At 46.5% G+C, this 17,255-nt stretch carries 17 protein-coding genes; 8 read left to right on the forward strand and 9 right to left on the reverse strand.

Going from position 1 to position 17,255, the window contains the following annotated elements:
* The first annotated feature begins 128 nt into the window (after positions 1-128).
* Positions 129-2,423: a TIM-barrel domain-containing protein gene (locus U1F02_RS12790; protein ID WP_409990787.1), complete on the forward strand. Its 2,295-nt coding sequence runs from the start codon at positions 129-131 to the stop codon at positions 2,421-2,423.
* A gap of 201 nt (positions 2,424-2,624) precedes the next feature.
* Here U1F02_RS12790 and U1F02_RS12795 read toward each other — a convergent pair whose 3' ends face one another.
* The 3 genes from U1F02_RS12795 to U1F02_RS12805 form a co-directional block, all read right to left on the reverse strand.
* Entirely contained in the window at positions 2,625-3,371 is a 747-nt protein-coding gene (locus U1F02_RS12795; protein WP_409990788.1) for a general secretion pathway protein GspB, read from the reverse strand.
* A complete protein-coding gene (locus tag U1F02_RS12800) occupies positions 3,355-5,022 on the reverse strand; it encodes an AAA family ATPase (RefSeq protein WP_409990789.1) in 1,668 nt (555 codons plus the stop codon). Before U1F02_RS12800 ends, U1F02_RS12795 begins: the two co-directional genes overlap by 17 nt.
* Before the next feature lie 93 nt (positions 5,023-5,115).
* Entirely contained in the window at positions 5,116-6,096 is a 981-nt protein-coding gene (locus U1F02_RS12805) for a GGDEF domain-containing protein (RefSeq protein ID WP_409990790.1), read from the reverse strand.
* A 203-nt stretch (positions 6,097-6,299) separates the two neighbouring features.
* Between U1F02_RS12805 and U1F02_RS12810 the strand changes: the two genes are divergently transcribed.
* The 3 genes from U1F02_RS12810 to U1F02_RS12820 are packed head-to-tail and all read left to right on the forward strand — an operon-like array spanning position 6,300 to position 8,088.
* Entirely contained in the window at positions 6,300-6,887 is a 588-nt protein-coding gene (locus U1F02_RS12810) for a TMEM175 family protein (protein ID WP_409990829.1), read from the forward strand.
* On the forward strand, positions 6,884-7,678 hold the full coding sequence (locus U1F02_RS12815; RefSeq protein ID WP_409990791.1) for a TatD family hydrolase: 795 nt from the start codon (positions 6,884-6,886) through the stop codon (positions 7,676-7,678). Before U1F02_RS12810 ends, U1F02_RS12815 begins: the two co-directional genes overlap by 4 nt.
* Positions 7,678-8,088, forward strand: coding sequence for a SufE family protein (locus U1F02_RS12820; RefSeq protein ID WP_409990792.1), 411 nt, complete (start codon positions 7,678-7,680; stop codon positions 8,086-8,088). The genes U1F02_RS12815 and U1F02_RS12820 overlap by 1 nt, the downstream gene beginning before the upstream one ends.
* A gap of 17 nt (positions 8,089-8,105) precedes the next feature.
* On the opposite strand, the gene U1F02_RS12825 is transcribed toward U1F02_RS12820, so the two are convergent.
* A complete protein-coding gene (locus U1F02_RS12825) occupies positions 8,106-9,521 on the reverse strand; it encodes a hypothetical protein (RefSeq protein WP_409990793.1) in 1,416 nt (471 codons plus the stop codon).
* Between the two features lie 211 nt (positions 9,522-9,732).
* On the opposite strand from U1F02_RS12825, the gene U1F02_RS12830 reads away from it, so the two are divergent.
* Complete coding sequence (locus tag U1F02_RS12830; RefSeq protein ID WP_409990794.1) at positions 9,733-10,167, forward strand: hypothetical protein; 435 nt, start codon at positions 9,733-9,735, stop codon at positions 10,165-10,167.
* A gap of 363 nt (positions 10,168-10,530) precedes the next feature.
* Here the strand turns inward: U1F02_RS12830 and tcdA are convergent, their stop codons facing one another.
* From tcdA to U1F02_RS12845, 3 genes are all read right to left on the reverse strand, one after another.
* The gene (gene tcdA / locus U1F02_RS12835; RefSeq protein ID WP_409990830.1) at positions 10,531-11,346 is read right to left on the reverse strand and encodes a tRNA cyclic N6-threonylcarbamoyladenosine(37) synthase TcdA; all 816 of its coding nucleotides are present in this window, start codon (positions 11,344-11,346) and stop codon (positions 10,531-10,533) included.
* Positions 11,347-11,662: 316 nt separating this feature from the next.
* Positions 11,663-12,292 carry a glutaminyl-peptide cyclotransferase gene (locus U1F02_RS12840; RefSeq protein WP_409990795.1) on the reverse strand — a complete coding sequence of 210 codons (630 nt, stop codon included), beginning with the start codon at positions 12,290-12,292 and terminating at the stop codon, positions 11,663-11,665.
* Positions 12,293-12,344: 52 nt separating this feature from the next.
* A complete protein-coding gene (locus U1F02_RS12845) occupies positions 12,345-13,565 on the reverse strand; it encodes a hypothetical protein (RefSeq protein ID WP_409990796.1) in 1,221 nt (406 codons plus the stop codon).
* 101 nt (positions 13,566-13,666) lie between these two features.
* Between U1F02_RS12845 and U1F02_RS12850 the strand changes: the two genes are divergently transcribed.
* Together U1F02_RS12850 and U1F02_RS12855 are read left to right on the forward strand one after the other, a co-directional pair.
* Positions 13,667-14,242: a dihydrofolate reductase family protein gene (locus U1F02_RS12850; protein WP_409990797.1), complete on the forward strand. Its 576-nt coding sequence runs from the start codon at positions 13,667-13,669 to the stop codon at positions 14,240-14,242.
* Between the two features lie 62 nt (positions 14,243-14,304).
* Positions 14,305-14,718 carry a GFA family protein gene (locus tag U1F02_RS12855; RefSeq protein ID WP_409990798.1) on the forward strand — a complete coding sequence of 138 codons (414 nt, stop codon included), beginning with the start codon at positions 14,305-14,307 and terminating at the stop codon, positions 14,716-14,718.
* Between the two features lie 34 nt (positions 14,719-14,752).
* Here the strand turns inward: U1F02_RS12855 and U1F02_RS12860 are convergent, their stop codons facing one another.
* Together U1F02_RS12860 and U1F02_RS12865 are read right to left on the reverse strand one after the other, a co-directional pair.
* Entirely contained in the window at positions 14,753-15,175 is a 423-nt protein-coding gene (locus tag U1F02_RS12860; RefSeq protein WP_409990799.1) for a hypothetical protein, read from the reverse strand.
* A gap of 62 nt (positions 15,176-15,237) precedes the next feature.
* Positions 15,238-16,233 (reverse strand): aldo/keto reductase, encoded by a 996-nt coding sequence (locus U1F02_RS12865; protein WP_409990800.1) that lies wholly within the window; start codon positions 16,231-16,233, stop codon positions 15,238-15,240.
* Between the two features lie 113 nt (positions 16,234-16,346).
* Between U1F02_RS12865 and U1F02_RS12870 the strand changes: the two genes are divergently transcribed.
* Positions 16,347-17,192 carry an amidohydrolase family protein gene (locus tag U1F02_RS12870; protein ID WP_409990801.1) on the forward strand — a complete coding sequence of 282 codons (846 nt, stop codon included), beginning with the start codon at positions 16,347-16,349 and terminating at the stop codon, positions 17,190-17,192.
* The last annotated feature ends 63 nt before the right edge of the window (positions 17,193-17,255 follow it).

The raw sequence follows: 17,255 nt of genomic DNA on the forward strand, positions 1-17,255 counted from the left end.
TATGATCACATAGAGCTGATTAATACTATAATGGGAATTACAGATAAAACCATAATCATCTGTTAAAAAATGCGCTGCGCTTTTTCCAGCCGTGGCGTCGCCAAACAATAATTCATCGGATTAATTCTATGCAGCTAAAACACCTGTTTGCGGCTATTGCCGCCAGTATTCTAGCGGGTTCTGTGATGGCAGAGCCTTTAAAGGTGCTGGATCGTAATGGTTCATATGTAGGGATAGAAACCTATGCGCCCAATATTGTGCGAGTCACTTTGGCAACTAACCGCGATTTGGCGGCTTCTGCGCCCGGCTATGGGTTTATCGCCAAGAGCGACGATAAGGGTTTTAGCCACAAGAGTGATGAGAAAGGCGATGATTTTGTCTCTGGCGGCTTGAGTCTTCACGTGAATGCGCAGCCGTGGCCAAAAGCTCCGAGCATGGGCGAACGCTACTTCGCACCATCTTTACCACCTGTTTCATTGCAGGTTAGCAACGCCAAGGGCGAAACAGTGTTGAAAATGAATGGCTGGGAAATGGCTCCACATGAAGTAAATGGCGAGCAGACTTTCCAAGTGGGCGCGAGTTTTGGTACATCGCCCGATGAGCATTTTTACGGTTTGGGCCAAAACCAAGAAGGCATTCTGGATTTACGTGGCCGTACCATTGACTGTAAACACTGGTACGACGCTCCTCACGGCGAGACAGTTTGCGTGCCTTTTATGCTCTCCAATAAAGGCTACGGGATTATTTGGGATAACCCATCCGCAACCAAGGTTTACCCGGGCATTAATGGCCGCACCTTGTGGCAATCAAACGTGGGTGAGCGGGTTTCTTACTTTGTTATCACCGGCACGCCAGATGAAATCTGGGCGGGTTATGCAAAACTTACCGGCAAAACGCCTATTCCGCCAAAGGCAGCTTTCGGCTTGATTCAATCTAAAGCGCGTTACGCCAGCCAAAAAGAAGTGGAAGAGGTTGCTGAAACCTACCAAGCCAAAAAGTATCCGCTGGATATTATGGTGGTGGACTGGTTCCATTGGACCCGCATGGGTCAAATGGATATAGATCCATCGCAATTCCCTGATCCAACCGGCATGAACAAAAAGCTTCATGCGATGGGTTTGCAATCCATTATTTCCATTTGGCCACGTTACGAAACGGCTGGCCGTTACTTCAACGAGCTGGATCAGAAAGGCTACTTCCTCAAAAACAAAGACGGTAAAACGCAAGACGGTTTGCCATTCCGTTCTGATCGCACTGGCGCTTTGATTGATTCAACCAACCCAGAAGCGCGTAAATGGTTCTTTGAAAAAGCGCGTGACAACATCTTGTCTCACGGTTTTGATTACCCATGGTTGGACGAAACCGAGCCTGATTTAGTGCCAGATGGTTTGTTCTTTAAAATCGGTTCCGGCGATCGTTATCGCAACCTTTATCCTTTGGTTCACGTAGAAGGTTTTGCTGATGGCTTGCGTGAGTACCGCCCTAACAAACGTAGTTTGATTTTGGCGCGTGCCGCTTATTTGGGTTCGCAACGTACAGGCGGTTTGTTCTGGTCATCAGATATTTTGCCAAGTTGGGAAGCGCTCAAGCGCCAAGTTCCAACGGGTTTGAATATGACTGCATCCGGCTTTGCCTACTGGGGTAATGATATTGGTGGCTGGCAGTGGTTGCCGCAAACCACAACGGCGACTAAAACTCCATTGCTCGATCCTTCGGACGCACGCGAAACCGTAGGCCAAAACCATGATTACCCCGAATTGCATACGCGCTGGTTCCAATACGGGACTTTCTTGCCAACCTTGCGCTTGCACGGTGACCGTAAGCACACCGAAATTTGGGCGTTTGGTAAAGAGGCAGAAGCCGTTATGGCGAAGTTTGATCGCCTGCGTTATCAACTGATTCCCTATATTTATTCGCAAGCCAAGCGTACTTACGATACGGGCTCGCCATTTATGCGCGCGCTTTGGGTAGATTTCCCACAAGATCCTAAAGTGGCAAATATTGGCGACCAATATATGTTTGGCCCCGCATTTTTGGTGGCACCTGTAACAGAGCAAGCGCAAACCGAAAAAGAAGTTTATTTGCCAGCGGGTGCAGATTGGTACAACTTCTGGACGAATGAAAAATATGCGGGCGGCCAAACCGTTAAAGTTGCCGCGCCTATCGATCAAATTCCTGTATTTGTAAAAGCGGGTTCTATCGTGCCTATGGGTGCGGATATTCAAAGCACGGCAAGTAAACAAGCGATTGCGAGCATCAAGGTTTACCCCGGCGCTGATGCCGATTTCAGTTTGTACGACGACGACGGTGTGAGTTTGGATTACCAAAAAGGCAAAGGTTCAACCACAAAACTTCACTGGAATAATTCCACGAAGGTGTTGAGCGGTGCTGGCAATATTCAGGTGAATGTTATTGGCAAATAATTATTGCGGATGATTTAAAGAAAAAAGCCCTGCGAGAAATCGTGGGGCTTTTTGTTTGTTATGTATAAGAAATTAAATCGGATGATAAAGTAATTTAAGAAGGGAATCGTCATCCTCGCGTAGCGGGGATCCAGCCATTAACAAACTAAAATTAAAAACTGGATCCCCGCTACGCGAGGATGACGACTCCCTGTTTATCATTTACATATTTACCCAGGAATTAAGTGCGCGCATTTTGAAAGAATAGTTATCTGTGTGCAGAATCATTCCATCTTCCAAAATTTTATCAATCACTAAACCCGGTGCGAGTTGATCATTCGCATGGTGAATAACGCCGTTAATTTTTACGCTACCGCCATTCGCGTTAAAGTTGTGCTCGCTGTAATTCAGGCTGGGAATTTTCTCCAGAACCTGGTTGGGTAAATCGTGTAAATCAGGCAGATTTGCAAATTGATTAATAGATGTAGGCGATCCTATATTTTGATCTGTGTCTGTCATATTTTCTGAAACTGCCGTGGGGGTGTTGATGGTGAGCGTTGCGTTTGCAGTTTGTGTTTGAGTATTTTGTTGATAAAGACTTGCAACGTTTTCGTCAGATGTATCAATGTCATCTTTCATGTTGTTCACGTCTATGGTTTTATCAATCTGCTTATTGGGTGTTGTGGCAGCAGATTTTGGCGTTGCAGATGAAGCGGTTTTATATTGAGGGGCTGGCGCGTCTGTAGTTGCGCTCTTGGTAGGCGCTTGGTCGGCGGATTTTTTTCCAAGCCAATAAATACCGGTGAGTCCAATAGAAATAACTGCTACAACTAAAAGCACAATTAATGTCGTTTTTGCATGGGAAACAGAATCATCTACGCGTTCGTGATTGCTGTTAATGCCGGGCGTTGTTTCATTGCGTTTGCGCTCTCGCTCGGCTTTATTGAGTGCGTCAAGGAGTAGGGACATGATTTACAGCTTCTTTGGACTCGTTCTTGTTAATTTGTGGTTCGTTTTCTATTGATTCGTCAAATGTAGTAAGCAATGTTTGGTCCGCACCAACAGCTTCATTTATTTTTAACAGGGTTTGTTCAGTAATATTACCGTCAGCAGTAACACCGCGGGTGCGCTGGAATATTTTAATCCGTTCGTGCAACGCAATACTGAATAAATCATCGCTAAGCGGTTCTTTCTGTTTGTCCAGCTTCGCAAATTGCTGAGCAACCCAAGCCACGGTTGGGCTGGTGTCGCCCAATAAAAGTGTTTCACTAAATCCGGGTGGGCGTTTCCATAAATAAACGGCTTCACCGGTCCAGTCGCGACCGATTTTATTTAAAGGAATTATTTGTCTTTGTTGTTGTGCATTGATGATCAGCGCACTCTCATCTTTTAAACCAAGGAGTACTACATAAGTTGAAAATTTTTCCGGTGTTGATAAAACCAGTATTACTGGGCGGTTAAGCTCCCTTATATCTGTCCACGTATGCAAAGAAACTTTAGCGCATTGTTGTGGTGCTTTTAAATTCCTGCCGCATGGGCGGGTTTCAGTGGCCAAAGGCAGCTCCAGATATTCAAAGAAGATATCTTCAGCGTCTTGATAGTTTCTGATGGAAAAATCGGGAGCGATGCTGCTGGCTGCCGATGAGATTGCACTGCTCGTTGAGCTCGCGCTAGATGAAGCAACAGCCACGGATTTTGCGTGGTGTGAGCTTTTGTTGAAATAAAGTGCAGCACTCAATAGTGCAACACATACAGCAATCAAGGCGGATGTAAGCCACAACGATTGCTTTGCAGTGCGTCCGTTTTCCAAACCGCCTATGACTTCTTTTTTTGCTGCATTAAAAATAGCGTTATCAACGCGCATTTTATTGCTGCCATAGGCTCCCATTAAGCAGCGCTCGCAGATCACATTGATCAAGCGGGGAATACCGCCGGTAAACGCGTGAATACGCTTCACTATGGGATAGGGAAAAGGGCTCCGGCCTTCGGGTAGTCCAGCAATTTTCAACCGGTGGCGAATGTAGGCTTGCGTCTCTGAAAATGTTAGTGGCGTTAAATGGAAGCGTGCAGTTATTCGCTGAGCGAGCTGCCGCAATTCAGGCTTGGACACTAGCGCTTTTAATTCCGGTTGTCCCACCAAAATAATGTGCAGCAATTTTTGCGTGGTAGTTTCCAGGTTGGTTAATAACCTGACTTGCTCCAAGGCTTGAGTAGAAAGTAACTGGGCTTCATCAATTAATAAAACCGTATTGCGCCCCTGGGTGTGGTTGTTCAACAAAAAGCGGTGGAGCGCGTCGGTCAAATCTTTAACGGTGGGTTCTTCTCTAAGGCTGGGAGCGCCTAATTCATCGCAAATGGTTGTGAGTAGCTCCAGCACATTTGACATAGGGTTCATCACAATCGCTATGTCAGTGTTTTGGGGCATTTGTTCCAGCAGGCAACGAATAATTGTTGTCTTACCTGTGCCTACTTCGCCGGTTAGCATTACAAATCCGCCACCGGTTACGCCGTAGAGCAAATGCGCCAGCGCTTCTTTATGTTGCTGGCTCATGTACAGATAGCGCGGATTTACTGCTATGGAAAAGGCGGGTTCGGCCAGTCCAAAAAAAGTGTGGTACATAGCAATTGCGTAGCCATTGGTTATGGAATCGGTAATCGAGCGCAAATAATAGCGGGAAATCTTGTGGATGTGTTTTAAAAATCGTTTGGGTGATTATTCGGCTGCCAGCACGACACAATTACGCCCTTTTTCCTTGGCTTGATACATGGCGCGATCTGCTCGTACAAACCACTGCTCGCAGGTTTCCTCCGGTTGAATGGCCGCACACCCAAATGACGCGGTTATTTTTCCTTTTGGGCCGTTAATTTGACTGAGGATTTGCTCGCGTATTTTCTCTGCAATGATTGCCGCTTCCTCAAGTTTGGTGTTGCGCACCAAAAGCACAAATTCTTCTCCACCAAATCTGAAGGCACGGTCGGTTTTACGTAGGCGTGCGCTAACTAATTTACCTATATCGACTAAAACCTTATCGCCAAGGCTGTGCCCAAATTTATCATTTATGGCTTTGAACTTATCTATATCAAAAACAATTAGGGTTGCGGGTATTTGGTAGCGGGCGAAATCTTCGGCGCAGAGTGTAAGCTCCAAATCCATTGATCTACGGTTGCCGAGCAAGGTGAGCGGATCTTGCGATGCAAAAATTTCTAACCGTTTGCGTTGCCCCTCGGTAAGGCGCGCGAATAAGTACGCCATGATGGATACAAAAAACAGGGAGGACATCATGGCGAAGGTGTCCAAGGTGCGTTCCAATTTCCACGCAACGGGAACAACCAAGGCAATTGCGAAAAGGTTGAGGAAAATAGCTTGGGTGGGGCGCAGTAAAAAGAAGTTTGCCAATATGGTAGGGAACATCCAAAAAACAAAAATAGGGTTATTAAAGTGCACCACTGCAATTGCGCCCAAGGTATAGAACCCTGCTGCGAAGCTCAGAATAGTGGGAGTGACTTCACCTTTCCAGCGAGCGTAAATCGCACTTGAAACAGCCGCACTCACGATCGCCAGATCCAGTAATGCGTGGGAAATTTCACCTTGGGAATAGCGGAAGTAGATAAAAGGACCGATTCCAATTACGGCCAAAATTGCAAAAAGATAAACCAGCCCTAATTGAAATTTATTCGTGGAGTTATCAAGCATAGCTCTGCCTACCCTTAGCCGACGGGCACGCCCATCACGACATTTTTATTTTTAAGTTGCCTATTTTGCAGAAATTAGTGCGCAAGCGCGACTTTTATTCACGTTAAATCGGCTTCTGTTAAGATTTTTTTTATTCTTTGCTTGTGGTGTCACAGACTATAAGCTGATTAAATTGAACCAAGGTCTGATTAGAGGAAAAATCTATTGGGAAGAATCGTCTTGAAGCCTTTAGCGATGGAGTGCTCGCAATTATCATCACCATCATGGTGTTGGAGATGAAAGTGCCGCACGGCTCTGATTGGCAGACGTTGCAAACGCTTATTCCGGTGTTTTTTAGTTATGTATTGAGTTTTGTTTATGTAGGCATTTACTGGAATAATCACCATCATTTGTTGCACGCCGTTAAGCACGTAAGTGCTAGTGTGCTTTGGGCAAATTTGCATTTGTTGTTTTGGTTATCATTACTGCCTTTTGTAACCGGATGGATGGGCGAAAACCATTTTGCGTCTGCGCCTACCGCGTTATATGGTGGGGTTTTGTTAATGGCTGGCTTGGCTTATTGGATTTTAGTGCATTGCATTATTACGACAGAAGGCAAGGATTCTCTTGTCGCTAAAGCAGTTGGTAAAGATGCGAAAGGCCTTATTTCTGTGGTTATCTACGCTGCGGCAATTCCGATTGCATTTTTCCACGTGGTGCCCGCTTTATTGGCTTACTTGATCGTAACCTTTATTTGGTTAGTTCCCGATCGGCGTATAGAAAAAACCTTGCTTGAGAATGGGCACTCATGATTTTATTTGACAGCCATTGCCATTTTGATTTCGCGGATTTTGACAATGACCGCGATTCAGTTTGGCGTAATTGTCAGGAAAACGGTGTTCGCCATTTAGTCATTCCCGGCGTTTCTCCAGCGCAATGGTCCAGTGCAGCTAAATTCGCGAATCAATATGCGGGGATTTATTGTGCTGCTGGTTTGCATCCGTGGTGGATTGCACGAGAGTTTAATTCAAATCATCTCGGTGTCGATCTACAAACATTAAAGCGCCAATTAATTTCACAGATCGAAGAAAAAAACTGCGTTGCGATTGGTGAGTGCGGATTGGATGCGCTAATTGATTGCCCGATTGCCGAACAGCTGCAGGTGTTTGAAGTTCATTTGCAAGTTGCACAAGAAACAAAAATGCCGCTCATTATTCATTGCCGAAAATCTCATAACGGAGTGCTGCAATGGCTTAAATCCTATCGCTTACCTGCGGGCGGCGTTATTCACGGCTTCAGCGGGAGTTATGAATTGGCTAAGCAATATTGGTCTTTGGGTTTTCGTTTAGGTATAGGTGGAACTATTACTTACGAGCGCGCCAACAAAACACGCGAGGCAGTGCGCCAGCTTCCTCTGGACGCTATATTGCTGGAAACTGATGCACCCGACATGCCCTTGCACGGTAAACAAGGTGAACGCAATAGCCCCGTTTACTTGGTGCAAGTAGCAAATGAGCTTGCAAGCTTACGCGGCGATGATCTTGCTCATATCGCAAAACAAACAACACTCAATGCCCAATCACTTTTTAAGATTAATTTTTAATGTTTGTGTACGACGACTTATCTTCTATTTCTGTTGCAGAATTAAAAGCTGCACAAAATTGGCAATCCCAGTACCGCCTTATTACACAATGGGGAACGCTTATCCAGCGCAAAGAAGCTATTAGGCGCGATGAAAATTTGCTGCGAGGGTGCGAAACATCCGCGTGGTTGGCTCATGAAGTATGCGGCGAAATTCATCGTTTTGCATTTGACAGCGATAGCCGTGTAATTAATGGTTTGGTTGCGTTATTGCTTTCTCAGGTCGATAAAAGAACTAGCACGGAAATCATCGCCTTGGATTTAGAGCAAACCATGAGTGAGATGGGATTGGAAAAACATTTAACGCCTTCACGCAATAATGGTTTGCGAGCCATTATTGCGCGATTAAAAAAAATTGCCGAAACTATTTAGCGCGGTACGTAATCAGATCACAATCCGCCAATAATTTTATTGCCAGCATTATCTGTTTCCACCAAACGCGTCAGATCTGTTTCAAAAATAATGCGGTCTATGTACATGGACTGGGTTTTCGGCGCTCCACCGTTCCAATAGGTGAATATGTAAAAGAAAGGCGCAACATCGGTAGCGTTAACTAACGTAGGGTCGCTTTTTACATCCAGTATGAGCTGCATTTGATTATTCTTTTTCCGCCAAATTCGTGTTCTTCCCTTGCCACCTTGGTCGAATGACACGTTGTCGAAATCAACTCGCATCTCAAAGGTATTCCATTCGCCTTTTGTCATAAATTCATTGGTGTCGTGCCAGCTTTGCACGCCTTCAAAAATGTTGGTGAGCCTTCCATCTTCGCTGGGGCCACCACCCAAACCCAATGTATTGAGGTAGATGTCGTGGTAGCCGCTGTTGCCGCCGCCAACAGGTTCAGTTCTTATTCTGAAAAATTTAAGGCGGCCACCGCCACCAGCGTACCAATCGAAATCTGTGGGAAAGAATGCTGACCATTGCGCTTGAAGGCTTTGGCCTTTTTTAAGTGCGCTTGGGAAATAGGCCCCACCGCCCATTGCCCATTCTTCGGTACCTTGTATTGCTGTCGTTTTCCACGCTTTGTTTCCGAAGGCAACTTTTTCTGTTGTTGATACCATGTTATTTCCCATGTCGCTTCCGGTGTCTGCATCCAGCAAGAGCCAAGGCGTAAATTTTAATTGTCCAGAGGCTGCGGACGAGGAGCTTGTCGTTGAGCTGTTGCTTGATGAGCTGCTCATTGTTGAGCTCTGGCTTGAAGCAGAGCTATTAACCGAACTCTGGCTGGAGGATGAGTTGCTGCTGGCAACCGATGATGTCGTGTTGGCACTTGCAGTCAAATCCATGCTATCGGCAAATTCCACATCGTCTACGTAAAAATCAGTTTGCGCGGCGAAGCCGGGGTTAGACCAACCCATAAAGTAACCGGCTTGCCAGCCGTTGGGGCCTGTAGTGGCGGGCGCGATGTTTGCTTGAGTGACCTGATGCAATCTCACAAAAGTGGACTCTCCCTCCCAACGACGGTAAGTTTCAATCAAGCCATCATTATTGCTCACGCCGGCTGTTGTGGTTGCAGCTTTCACGTGCAAAACCAGTTGCATCCAACGCCCCTTGTCGGTCGAAGCATTAATAAACGGTTGGAATTGCAGATGTGGTCCCGCTCCGGTGTAACTGCCCTCTGAAAAATGCACGGCCAAATCACTTCCGCCTTGGCCATTATCCCAATACTCCCAAATAACCGATGGGCCTTTGCCGTGCGCTGAGTAATCATCCATCCAAATAGCGAACAATTTGTTATTGGTTGGCCAGTTTGGTTCAGGTGCTACATGCTCAAAGTTCGTTGGAACTCTGAACCAATATTTCACCCATACTTCTTGGTGCGGCAGCGTGAATGCGAAGCGCTCTTCTGCACTTGTGTTAGCGCCAGCCGGGTAACGGAAGCGTAAAGATTTTGCGCCAGATTTTGCTGCGTCAGTCGTGACAAAGCTCCACGCTCCGCCGCTCCAACTAAAGTTTGCGCCGCCTCCAGACTGAGCGCTTCCCTCAAAGCTTTCAGTATAGAAGGCTTGCTGAGAAGTGCTGCTTGTTGATGATGAGCTTGCTGGTACTGAAGACGAACTCGTTGAGACGGATGATGAGCTTGCTGGTGTGGAGGACGAGCTTATTGGTGCAGAAGATGAGCTCGCTGGCTTAGATGACGAGCTGGCCGGTACTGAAGATTTTGAACTAGGTGCGCTGCTGGATATTGAGGATACTGACGCGGCGGACGAACTGGTTGGTACAGAAGACGAGCCGGCTGGATTAGAGGATGAGCTTGCTGTGCTGCTGGGTGTAATAATTAATGAAGAGCTGCTCGTTTTTGCGCTTGAAGTTGTTAGAGAGCTGCTCGATTTCCCATTTGGTAAAGATTTTGAAGCCGACGAATTAGACGCAGAGTTGCCGGATTTGCTATCAGGTGCGGCAATTAATTCCACCGTAGGAATGCTGCTTGCTTCGCTGCTGATAATTTGAGATGGGTTCTCCATTGTTCCATTGCTGCTTGTTACCGGTGACGTAGAAGTAAATGCTGATCCTGCGCCTCCCCCTCCGCCGCAAGCGCTTAATGCACCGCAACACACAACCATTAAGAGTTTTGCTTTCGGCCTTATGTAGATATATTTTTCAATTCGCCCGATTAAACGTGAAATACATGGCATGGCTTGTCCCTCTGCTTTAATTGCTGCCGCGGTGTTTAAGAATTGGCTCGCTATTTTAGTAACAAAGGAAATTTAAACTGCGCTATCTGTCACGAATAAATTCGGGAGAGGTGTGTTACCTTGAAAGTATCATTAGAAAGCGAATTTTATTTTAACAAGTTGGCAATTGAGCTGTGCGCTAGGTCGCGCTAAGCGTAGCTGCTAGGTACCGTTCAATAGCTTTGGTGGCTGCAACAAATCCGAAAGTTCCCGTTACCATCACGCTCGAACCAAACCCTCCCGCGCAATCGAGCTTTACACCGGCCTCCAAAAATTTTTTATCCATGCATACGCTGCCATCTGGTTTTGGGTAAACCATTTGTTCTGTGGAAAAAACCGCATCAACTCTGAATTTACGATTTTTATCGCGCGAAAAATTAAAATGGCGGTAGAGCTGCGTGCGAATTTTTACCAGCATGGGGTCGCTTTCAGTGCGGCCCAAATCCGCCACACGAACCTGTTGCGGGTCACGCTTTCCCCCCGATGAACCAACAGTAATTAGTCGCACTTTAATCGCTAAGCAATAAGCAACCAAGCGCGCTTTTATATGTGCAGCGTCCATTGCGTCAATCACCACGTGGTGTTGCTTGCCGACGAGTGCTTTCATGTTGTCTTGATCGATAAAATCTTCAACAGAATGAATAACAATGCCGGGATTAATCTCTTTCAATCGATCACTAATCACCTGATTTTTTGAGCGGCCTATGTTGGATTTAAGTGCGTGAGATTGTCGATTGGTGTTTGTGACACAAACATCATCTAATTCAATTAATGTTAGTGTTCCAATGCCGGAACGCGCGAGCGCTTCTGCCACCCAAGTGCCAACGCCACCCAAACCTATAACAACGAAATGTGCTTTGCTGAGTGCGACCAAAGCATCATGCCCATACAACCTTGCTATGCCACCAAATCTTTGCAAGTAATCAGGCGAAAGTGAATTTATATCTTGAGTCATAACATTAGGTAGGGCAGTAGGTGATGAGTGGTAAATAACTCTGCGAGCAGGTTTACATGGAAAATATTTTACCTGTTCAGTTGTCATAAACCCAGCTTTTGAAATGCTAAGTTTTATTGCGAAATGACGCGCATTAGGTGATTGGGTAGTCAATGCGATCTTGGTGGTGAGTTACCTAGTAGCGGTGCGCAATAATTTTGAAAATATTGCGCGGTTTACGATATGCGCATCGTAAACCCGGTGATTCAATGTAGTTGCCGTCCGAGCAGCGAGTTAGTATTTGGTAGAGCTTAACTCGCTCATCGGCACTTTATTTTTACGCAGGTCTGCGTACAGCGCGTATTTTGCCGCTGGAGCCTCCACCGCAGAAAAATCGGTTTACACCGTCGGATTCGAGGCCTGAAATGAAAGTGCCTTGGGGCATTGATAGGCTTTGCAAAACCTCTCCGTTTGCAGGATCAACTTGTCGCAAATCGCTTTGGTCGTCTTGCCAGGTGGCGTGCCATAGTTCGCCATCTACCCAGGTTACGCCGGTGACGAAACGGTTCGATTCAATGGTGGCAAGAATTTCGCCGGTGTCTGGGTTTACTTTGTGAATTTTTTTCGCGCGGTGTTGCCCGACCCAAAGCGCGCCTTCTGCCCACGCCATACCCGCAGCACCGCCCGGTGGTGTTGGAATTGCAGACATTACCTTGCCAGTATTGGGGTCGATTTTTTGGATTTGCGCTTCAACGATTTGGTAGAGAAATTTGCCGTCAAAAGCTGTGCCTGCATGGGCTGCCACATTAAGCGAACGATCTATCTTGCCGCTTTCGGGGTTCAAAACATTGAGTTTATCGCCTGATGCGAACCACACTTTTTCGCCGTCAAAACTCACACCGTGTACGGCATCAACGCCCGGAAAAGGCCCGTATTCCCCGATAATTTCAGCTGCTGATTTTTTCATGGTAAAAGTCTCTGTGTTGGATAGGTCTCTGGGTTAGATAAGTTCGACCAGTTTAATTACCGGGAAACGCGCCCGGGAGTAACAATATTGTCGTGACACCGGGAAGCGGGGATGTGATCCAGCGACGCGCTTGTCCTTTCCCGAAGGATTGAACTTTTCCTAAGCTGGCGAGTGATTCGAGCGCGCGTTGAACAGTGCGTTGGCTTATGCCCAAGACTAATGCGAGCGCTGAACTTGACCAAGCTTCGCCATCTGCAAGCATGGCAATAATTTCCGGATGTTTTTCTGCAATCGGTTGGTTGAGCACAATTACATCTTGTTTAGTATGGGGAACAAGTGCGAAACCCTGTGGGGTAGCTTTGATGTCGGCAAGTGCAGCAATTTCTGCGCGCAGACGGCCTATTTCTACTCGCAGGCGTGCGCGTAAGGATTCATCCACTTGTTTGTGGCGAAAGGCGATTTTGATGAGCTGATCGCGCGATACATCTTGCGGCCAGGCTTCACCGAGCGCCAACAAAAGGTTGAATAAAACCGGGCGGCTTGCGAGAGAAATAATGGTTGATTGATGGCGAATCACATAACGACATGCGTCCACGATTATTGCGTTGGACGCGAACAGCGTTTCAACATCTTCCAGTAGTAATAACTGCTCGCCCTGCTGCGACTTCACGCGCGCAGCAGGTGCTTCCAGTATTTGAGATGCCTTATGAATTTCAGCAAACAAAGAAGGAATTTGCGCGCGCGTTGCTGCTTCTTGCGCGCGGGCGATGGCAGCGCGAGTTTTGCCAATTTGCAAACGGCGTATCGCTATCCCAGCGACAACGAGTTGGTGCGCCGCGTTAAAAGCAGGAGAGAATAAGCTCACATCTAAGCTGTTAGTCAGTGTTTCGGCCTCATCCAGCTTGCCAAAGAGTAATAGCAAACGAGTTTGTAAATGCTGCGCATAAGCAGCGTTAATAAAATCGTCGTGAGCATGAAGGATCTTTTGTGCGAACTTCAATTGATCAGCGGAACCATCCAAGTCGCGTAGCGCTAAGGCTATTTCCATCTCTGCCACAATGCAGCGCGCTTTTGATACGGGTTCCTTGGTGCCGAATCCACGCGCTGCTTTACGCAATAAGAGTTTCGCGCGCTCTAGGTCGCCCAGTTGCGCCATTGCGATTCCGCGCAGCGCTAATGCAGGTGCATCTTCACGCAAGGCGACTCGGTTGAGTGCGCCAAAAAAGTCACCACGCGCAAGTGCCAGAGCAGCGCTGGTAATTATCGAATCCATGCAGATCCCGTCATATTTGTTACTCCCCCTCAATAAAAGCCGGCAACTACTATAGCTCAGAGCAAATCCAAACAGGTCGATAGATTAACGAGGTTCTTGATATGCGAAAACTTATTGCCGGATTCAAAGTATCACTCGATGGAAAAATAGAAAGTAATGAAGGCTACGCCGATTGGGTAGATGCTTGGTCAGAAGACTACGGCCTGACTAGTGAAATAGATACCTGTTTGTTGGGCGGCGCCATGTACCCCGGTTATGAGGCTTATTGGTCGGCATTGGCCGCAGCGCCGCAAGATGTGCATCCTATGACAGAAAAAGTGCCCACGCCCGCTGAGGTGAGTTGGAGTCAATTTGCATCGCAAACGCCGCACTTGGTGTTGTCGAAAACTCAGACCCAAGCGCAATGGGCTCATACTCGATTTATTCGTAGCTTGAAAGACATCGACAACCTAAAGCAGCAGCCTGGAAAAGCCATTTACCTTATGGGCGGAGCGCAGCTTACACAGCTGTGTATTGAAGCAGATTTGTTGGATGAAATTCGCTTGATTGTTTACCCGGTGTTAATCGGGGAAGGTAAAAATCTGTTTAGCGAATTAATAGAGCGGCGACAATTAAAATTGCTGGAGGCTTCGGTGCGCGATAACGGGCTTCTTTTTCTTCGCTACAGCCTGCGGTGATAAGTCTGTTGAATTAATTCTTATAAAACGACCTGAATATAGTTAACTCTTGGAGAAAAATCATGACAACTTCTTACACCGGCGGTTGCGCTTGTGGCGCTATTCGTTACGAAATTACTGCGGAGCCATTTATTGGTGTTGAATGCCATTGCACTGATTGTAGAAAAGAAAGTGGAAACGGCCATGCATCGCATTGGGTTTTTCCACGGGCAGCAGCTCGCGTAGAAGGTGAAGCGGGCGAGTGGAGCATGACTGCCGATAGTGGAAATGTAAAAACACGTGCGTTTTGCCGTAGGTGTGGAACGCCGGTATATATGACTTTTTCAGCAAATCCTGCTGCGATGAGTGTGCGTGCGGGTACCTTAGATGATCCGAGCCGTTACACGCCGAGTGTAAGAACATATACCTCACGCGCACTCGATTGGGATCGCGTTGATCCCAACTTGCCGAGCTTTGAAGAAATGCCGCCGCGTTGATAAAGGTTATTTTGTGAAAAAATTATTTGGCTAATTAACGCTGAACGCAATCTTCTTCGCCAAAGTTTCCAGATTTAAATTCAGGTTCATAATAATATTTGTGGAATACCCATTTGCCGTCTTTATTTTTGGAAAAATTTGCGATCCCGGTTCCGTAATCTTTTGTACTGGGATCGGTGAGCGCAAAGTGAATAGCCATTTGCGTTCCATTAGCGGCGGCGTGGCCAGGGTAGGAGCCAAAGCCAGGGACATCTAATTTAAAATTGTAAGCGCCGTAGTTTCCCATACTTTGCGAAGTCACCAATTGTAGGGTGACTTTTCCTGTGTATTTTCCTTCGTGGTCGTCCATGCCTGTACACTCATACTGCCCGCTAAAATCGGGGCCGGTGAATGCAGGTTTTGCGTAAGCTGTGATTGATAATCCAAACGTTAAGGCGAAGCCAATCTGTTTCAACATAAATGTTCTCCCGAAATAAACGATGCAATAGAGGGATGCATAATAAGGGAATTTTTTTCAAGTTAAACAGCGATTAAACCTGCCTGCATCAACTCTTTCCAAAGTTCATCGCTTATCTGCGCTGTGGCTAATGCGATATTTCCAGCAACGCGGCTTGGAGAGGTTGTGTTGAGTGCAACACTTGTTACCGCAGGAAAACGGAAAGAGAATTGAACACATACCGCGGCTGGATCTGCATTATGTTTTTTACACAGTGCGAAAAAGGCTTCGCGCCATTTAAATAATTCAGGGTGAGTGGTGGGGGTGACTAACTGGTAGTTGTAATAATTACCGCCCGTTAGAAAACCAGAGTTAAAGACTGCCGAATTTAGAATTTGCACCTGCTCACGCCCCAAACGCTCAATAAGCTCAACCACATGTGGCTCGTGGGTATAAGGTGTAAGACTGCATGCGAACATGGCCCAATCCAGCTTCACCAGTTTGCTGATTTCACCGATAACACGCGGATCTTTTGAGCCTATGCCAATGGAATCCACCTCTCCTTTTTGCTTTAGATCATTTAAGGCGCGGTAACCTTCGAGAATGTCATTCAGACGTTTCGCGCGGTCTTGCGCACTAGCGGCAGCGGCAAGATATTCATCGGGGTCATGAATAGAAACCAATCGTGCGGGGTAGTCGCCTAGTAGCTCATTGCCTTGGTGGTAGCATTCCATAATTCCATCGTAATTGATGGTTTGGATGGCATCGTGTTTAAGATTTACCCAGGCGCCGGGTTCGAAGGTGGGTTGGGGTGAGGTGAGTGGTACTCGTTTCCAGCCCAATTTGTTAGAGATTTGGACTGCAGATGGCGAGATTCCCAACTCTTTTAAGCTTTGTCCTAAACATTCCAAAGCCAAACCCGCACCGTATTTGCCGGCACTATCAAATACCGCGACATTGCCGGAATGCTTAATTACCTCCGCAACCGTATCGCGCTTACTGGCGTAGCTTGGCTCATTAAACAAATTGCCAAGGCCACTTGTACCGAAAATCACCCTGGGTAGTGCGGGGTTGCTCATAGATCTTATCCGTTGTTAAAAGTGTTTATTATATACAGATTGACATTGCGCAAGGTAGCGTTTACCTTTTGGCTCGTCGTAGACCTGCGATCATATAATAAGAGGATTCCACCTTGAACAGCACCTTACGCGTCGATAGTCACCAGCATTTTTGGAAGCTGGATCGGGGTGATTATTACTGGCTTGATGCGGAACCCGCGAGCCTTCAACGTGATTTTTTGCCGCAGGATTTACAACCCCTTCTCTTAGAAAATGCTGTCGATTACACCGTCATTGTGCAAGCCGCTGAAACGGTAGCAGAGACAGATTTCATTTTAGATATTGCAGACAAATACGAATATGTTGCCGGCGTTGTGGGTTGGGTGGATATGAATTTGCCCGGTTCGCTCGCGGTGTTGGAACGCTTGCATCAACATAAAAAGCTAAAAGGTATTCGCCCAATTATTCAGGGCATTGCCGATCCCAACTGGATGTTGAAGCCTGAACTTGATCCTGTATTCAAATGGCTTATCGATAAAGAGTTAACCTTCGATGCCTTGGTAAAACCTGTTCATCTGGATGCGCTTTATATTCTGCTTAAACGTTACCCTGAATTAAGAGTTGTTGTAGATCACGGCGCGAAACCGGATATAGCGGCTGATGTATTTAATCCCTGGGCAGAAAAAATTCAAAAGATCAGCCAAGACTCAACCGCATTTTGCAAAATATCTGGATTAGTAACGGAGGCCGGAAAAAGGGTTTCTTACGAAAGTCTTTATCCCTATATGAATCATTTGGCTAATTGCTTTGGTGCGCAGCGATTAATGTGGGGAAGTGATTGGCCGGTGTGTACTCTCGCCGCGAGCTACGCAGAATGGATTGAATATCTGGAAGCTTTCTTAAAGCCATTTTCACTTGAAGATCAAAAATCCATTTGGGGACAAAACGCTATTCATTTTTATAAATTGGACATCAGTTGATGTCATCGCCACTAACAATAATCATTCAATCATAATAACCACTCGATCATAATAACAGGTAAC

This window comes from Cellvibrio sp. (genome assembly GCF_046347455.1).
GTDB lineage: Bacteria > Pseudomonadota > Gammaproteobacteria > Pseudomonadales > Cellvibrionaceae > Cellvibrio.

What these genes read in the sequence shown, in the direction of transcription:
- U1F02_RS12790 (WP_409990787.1), top strand. Translation starts at nt 129, where the DNA reads ATGCAGCTAAAACACCTGTTTGCGGCTATTGCCGCCAGTATTCTAGCG.
- U1F02_RS12795 (WP_409990788.1), bottom strand. Translation starts at nt 3,371, where the DNA reads ATGTCCCTACTCCTTGACGCACTCAATAAAGCCGAGCGAGAGCGCAAA.
- U1F02_RS12800 (WP_409990789.1), bottom strand. Translation starts at nt 5,022, where the DNA reads ATGTACCACACTTTTTTTGGACTGGCCGAACCCGCCTTTTCCATAGCA.
- U1F02_RS12805 (WP_409990790.1), bottom strand. Translation starts at nt 6,096, where the DNA reads ATGCTTGATAACTCCACGAATAAATTTCAATTAGGGCTGGTTTATCTT.
- U1F02_RS12815 (WP_409990791.1), top strand. Translation starts at nt 6,884, where the DNA reads ATGATTTTATTTGACAGCCATTGCCATTTTGATTTCGCGGATTTTGAC.
- U1F02_RS12820 (WP_409990792.1), top strand. Translation starts at nt 7,678, where the DNA reads ATGTTTGTGTACGACGACTTATCTTCTATTTCTGTTGCAGAATTAAAA.
- tcdA (WP_409990830.1), bottom strand. Translation starts at nt 11,346, where the DNA reads ATGACTCAAGATATAAATTCACTTTCGCCTGATTACTTGCAAAGATTT.
- U1F02_RS12840 (WP_409990795.1), bottom strand. Translation starts at nt 12,292, where the DNA reads ATGAAAAAATCAGCAGCTGAAATTATCGGGGAATACGGGCCTTTTCCG.
- U1F02_RS12845 (WP_409990796.1), bottom strand. Translation starts at nt 13,565, where the DNA reads ATGGATTCGATAATTACCAGCGCTGCTCTGGCACTTGCGCGTGGTGAC.
- U1F02_RS12850 (WP_409990797.1), top strand. Translation starts at nt 13,667, where the DNA reads ATGCGAAAACTTATTGCCGGATTCAAAGTATCACTCGATGGAAAAATA.
- U1F02_RS12855 (WP_409990798.1), top strand. Translation starts at nt 14,305, where the DNA reads ATGACAACTTCTTACACCGGCGGTTGCGCTTGTGGCGCTATTCGTTAC.
- U1F02_RS12860 (WP_409990799.1), bottom strand. Translation starts at nt 15,175, where the DNA reads ATGTTGAAACAGATTGGCTTCGCCTTAACGTTTGGATTATCAATCACA.
- U1F02_RS12865 (WP_409990800.1), bottom strand. Translation starts at nt 16,233, where the DNA reads ATGAGCAACCCCGCACTACCCAGGGTGATTTTCGGTACAAGTGGCCTT.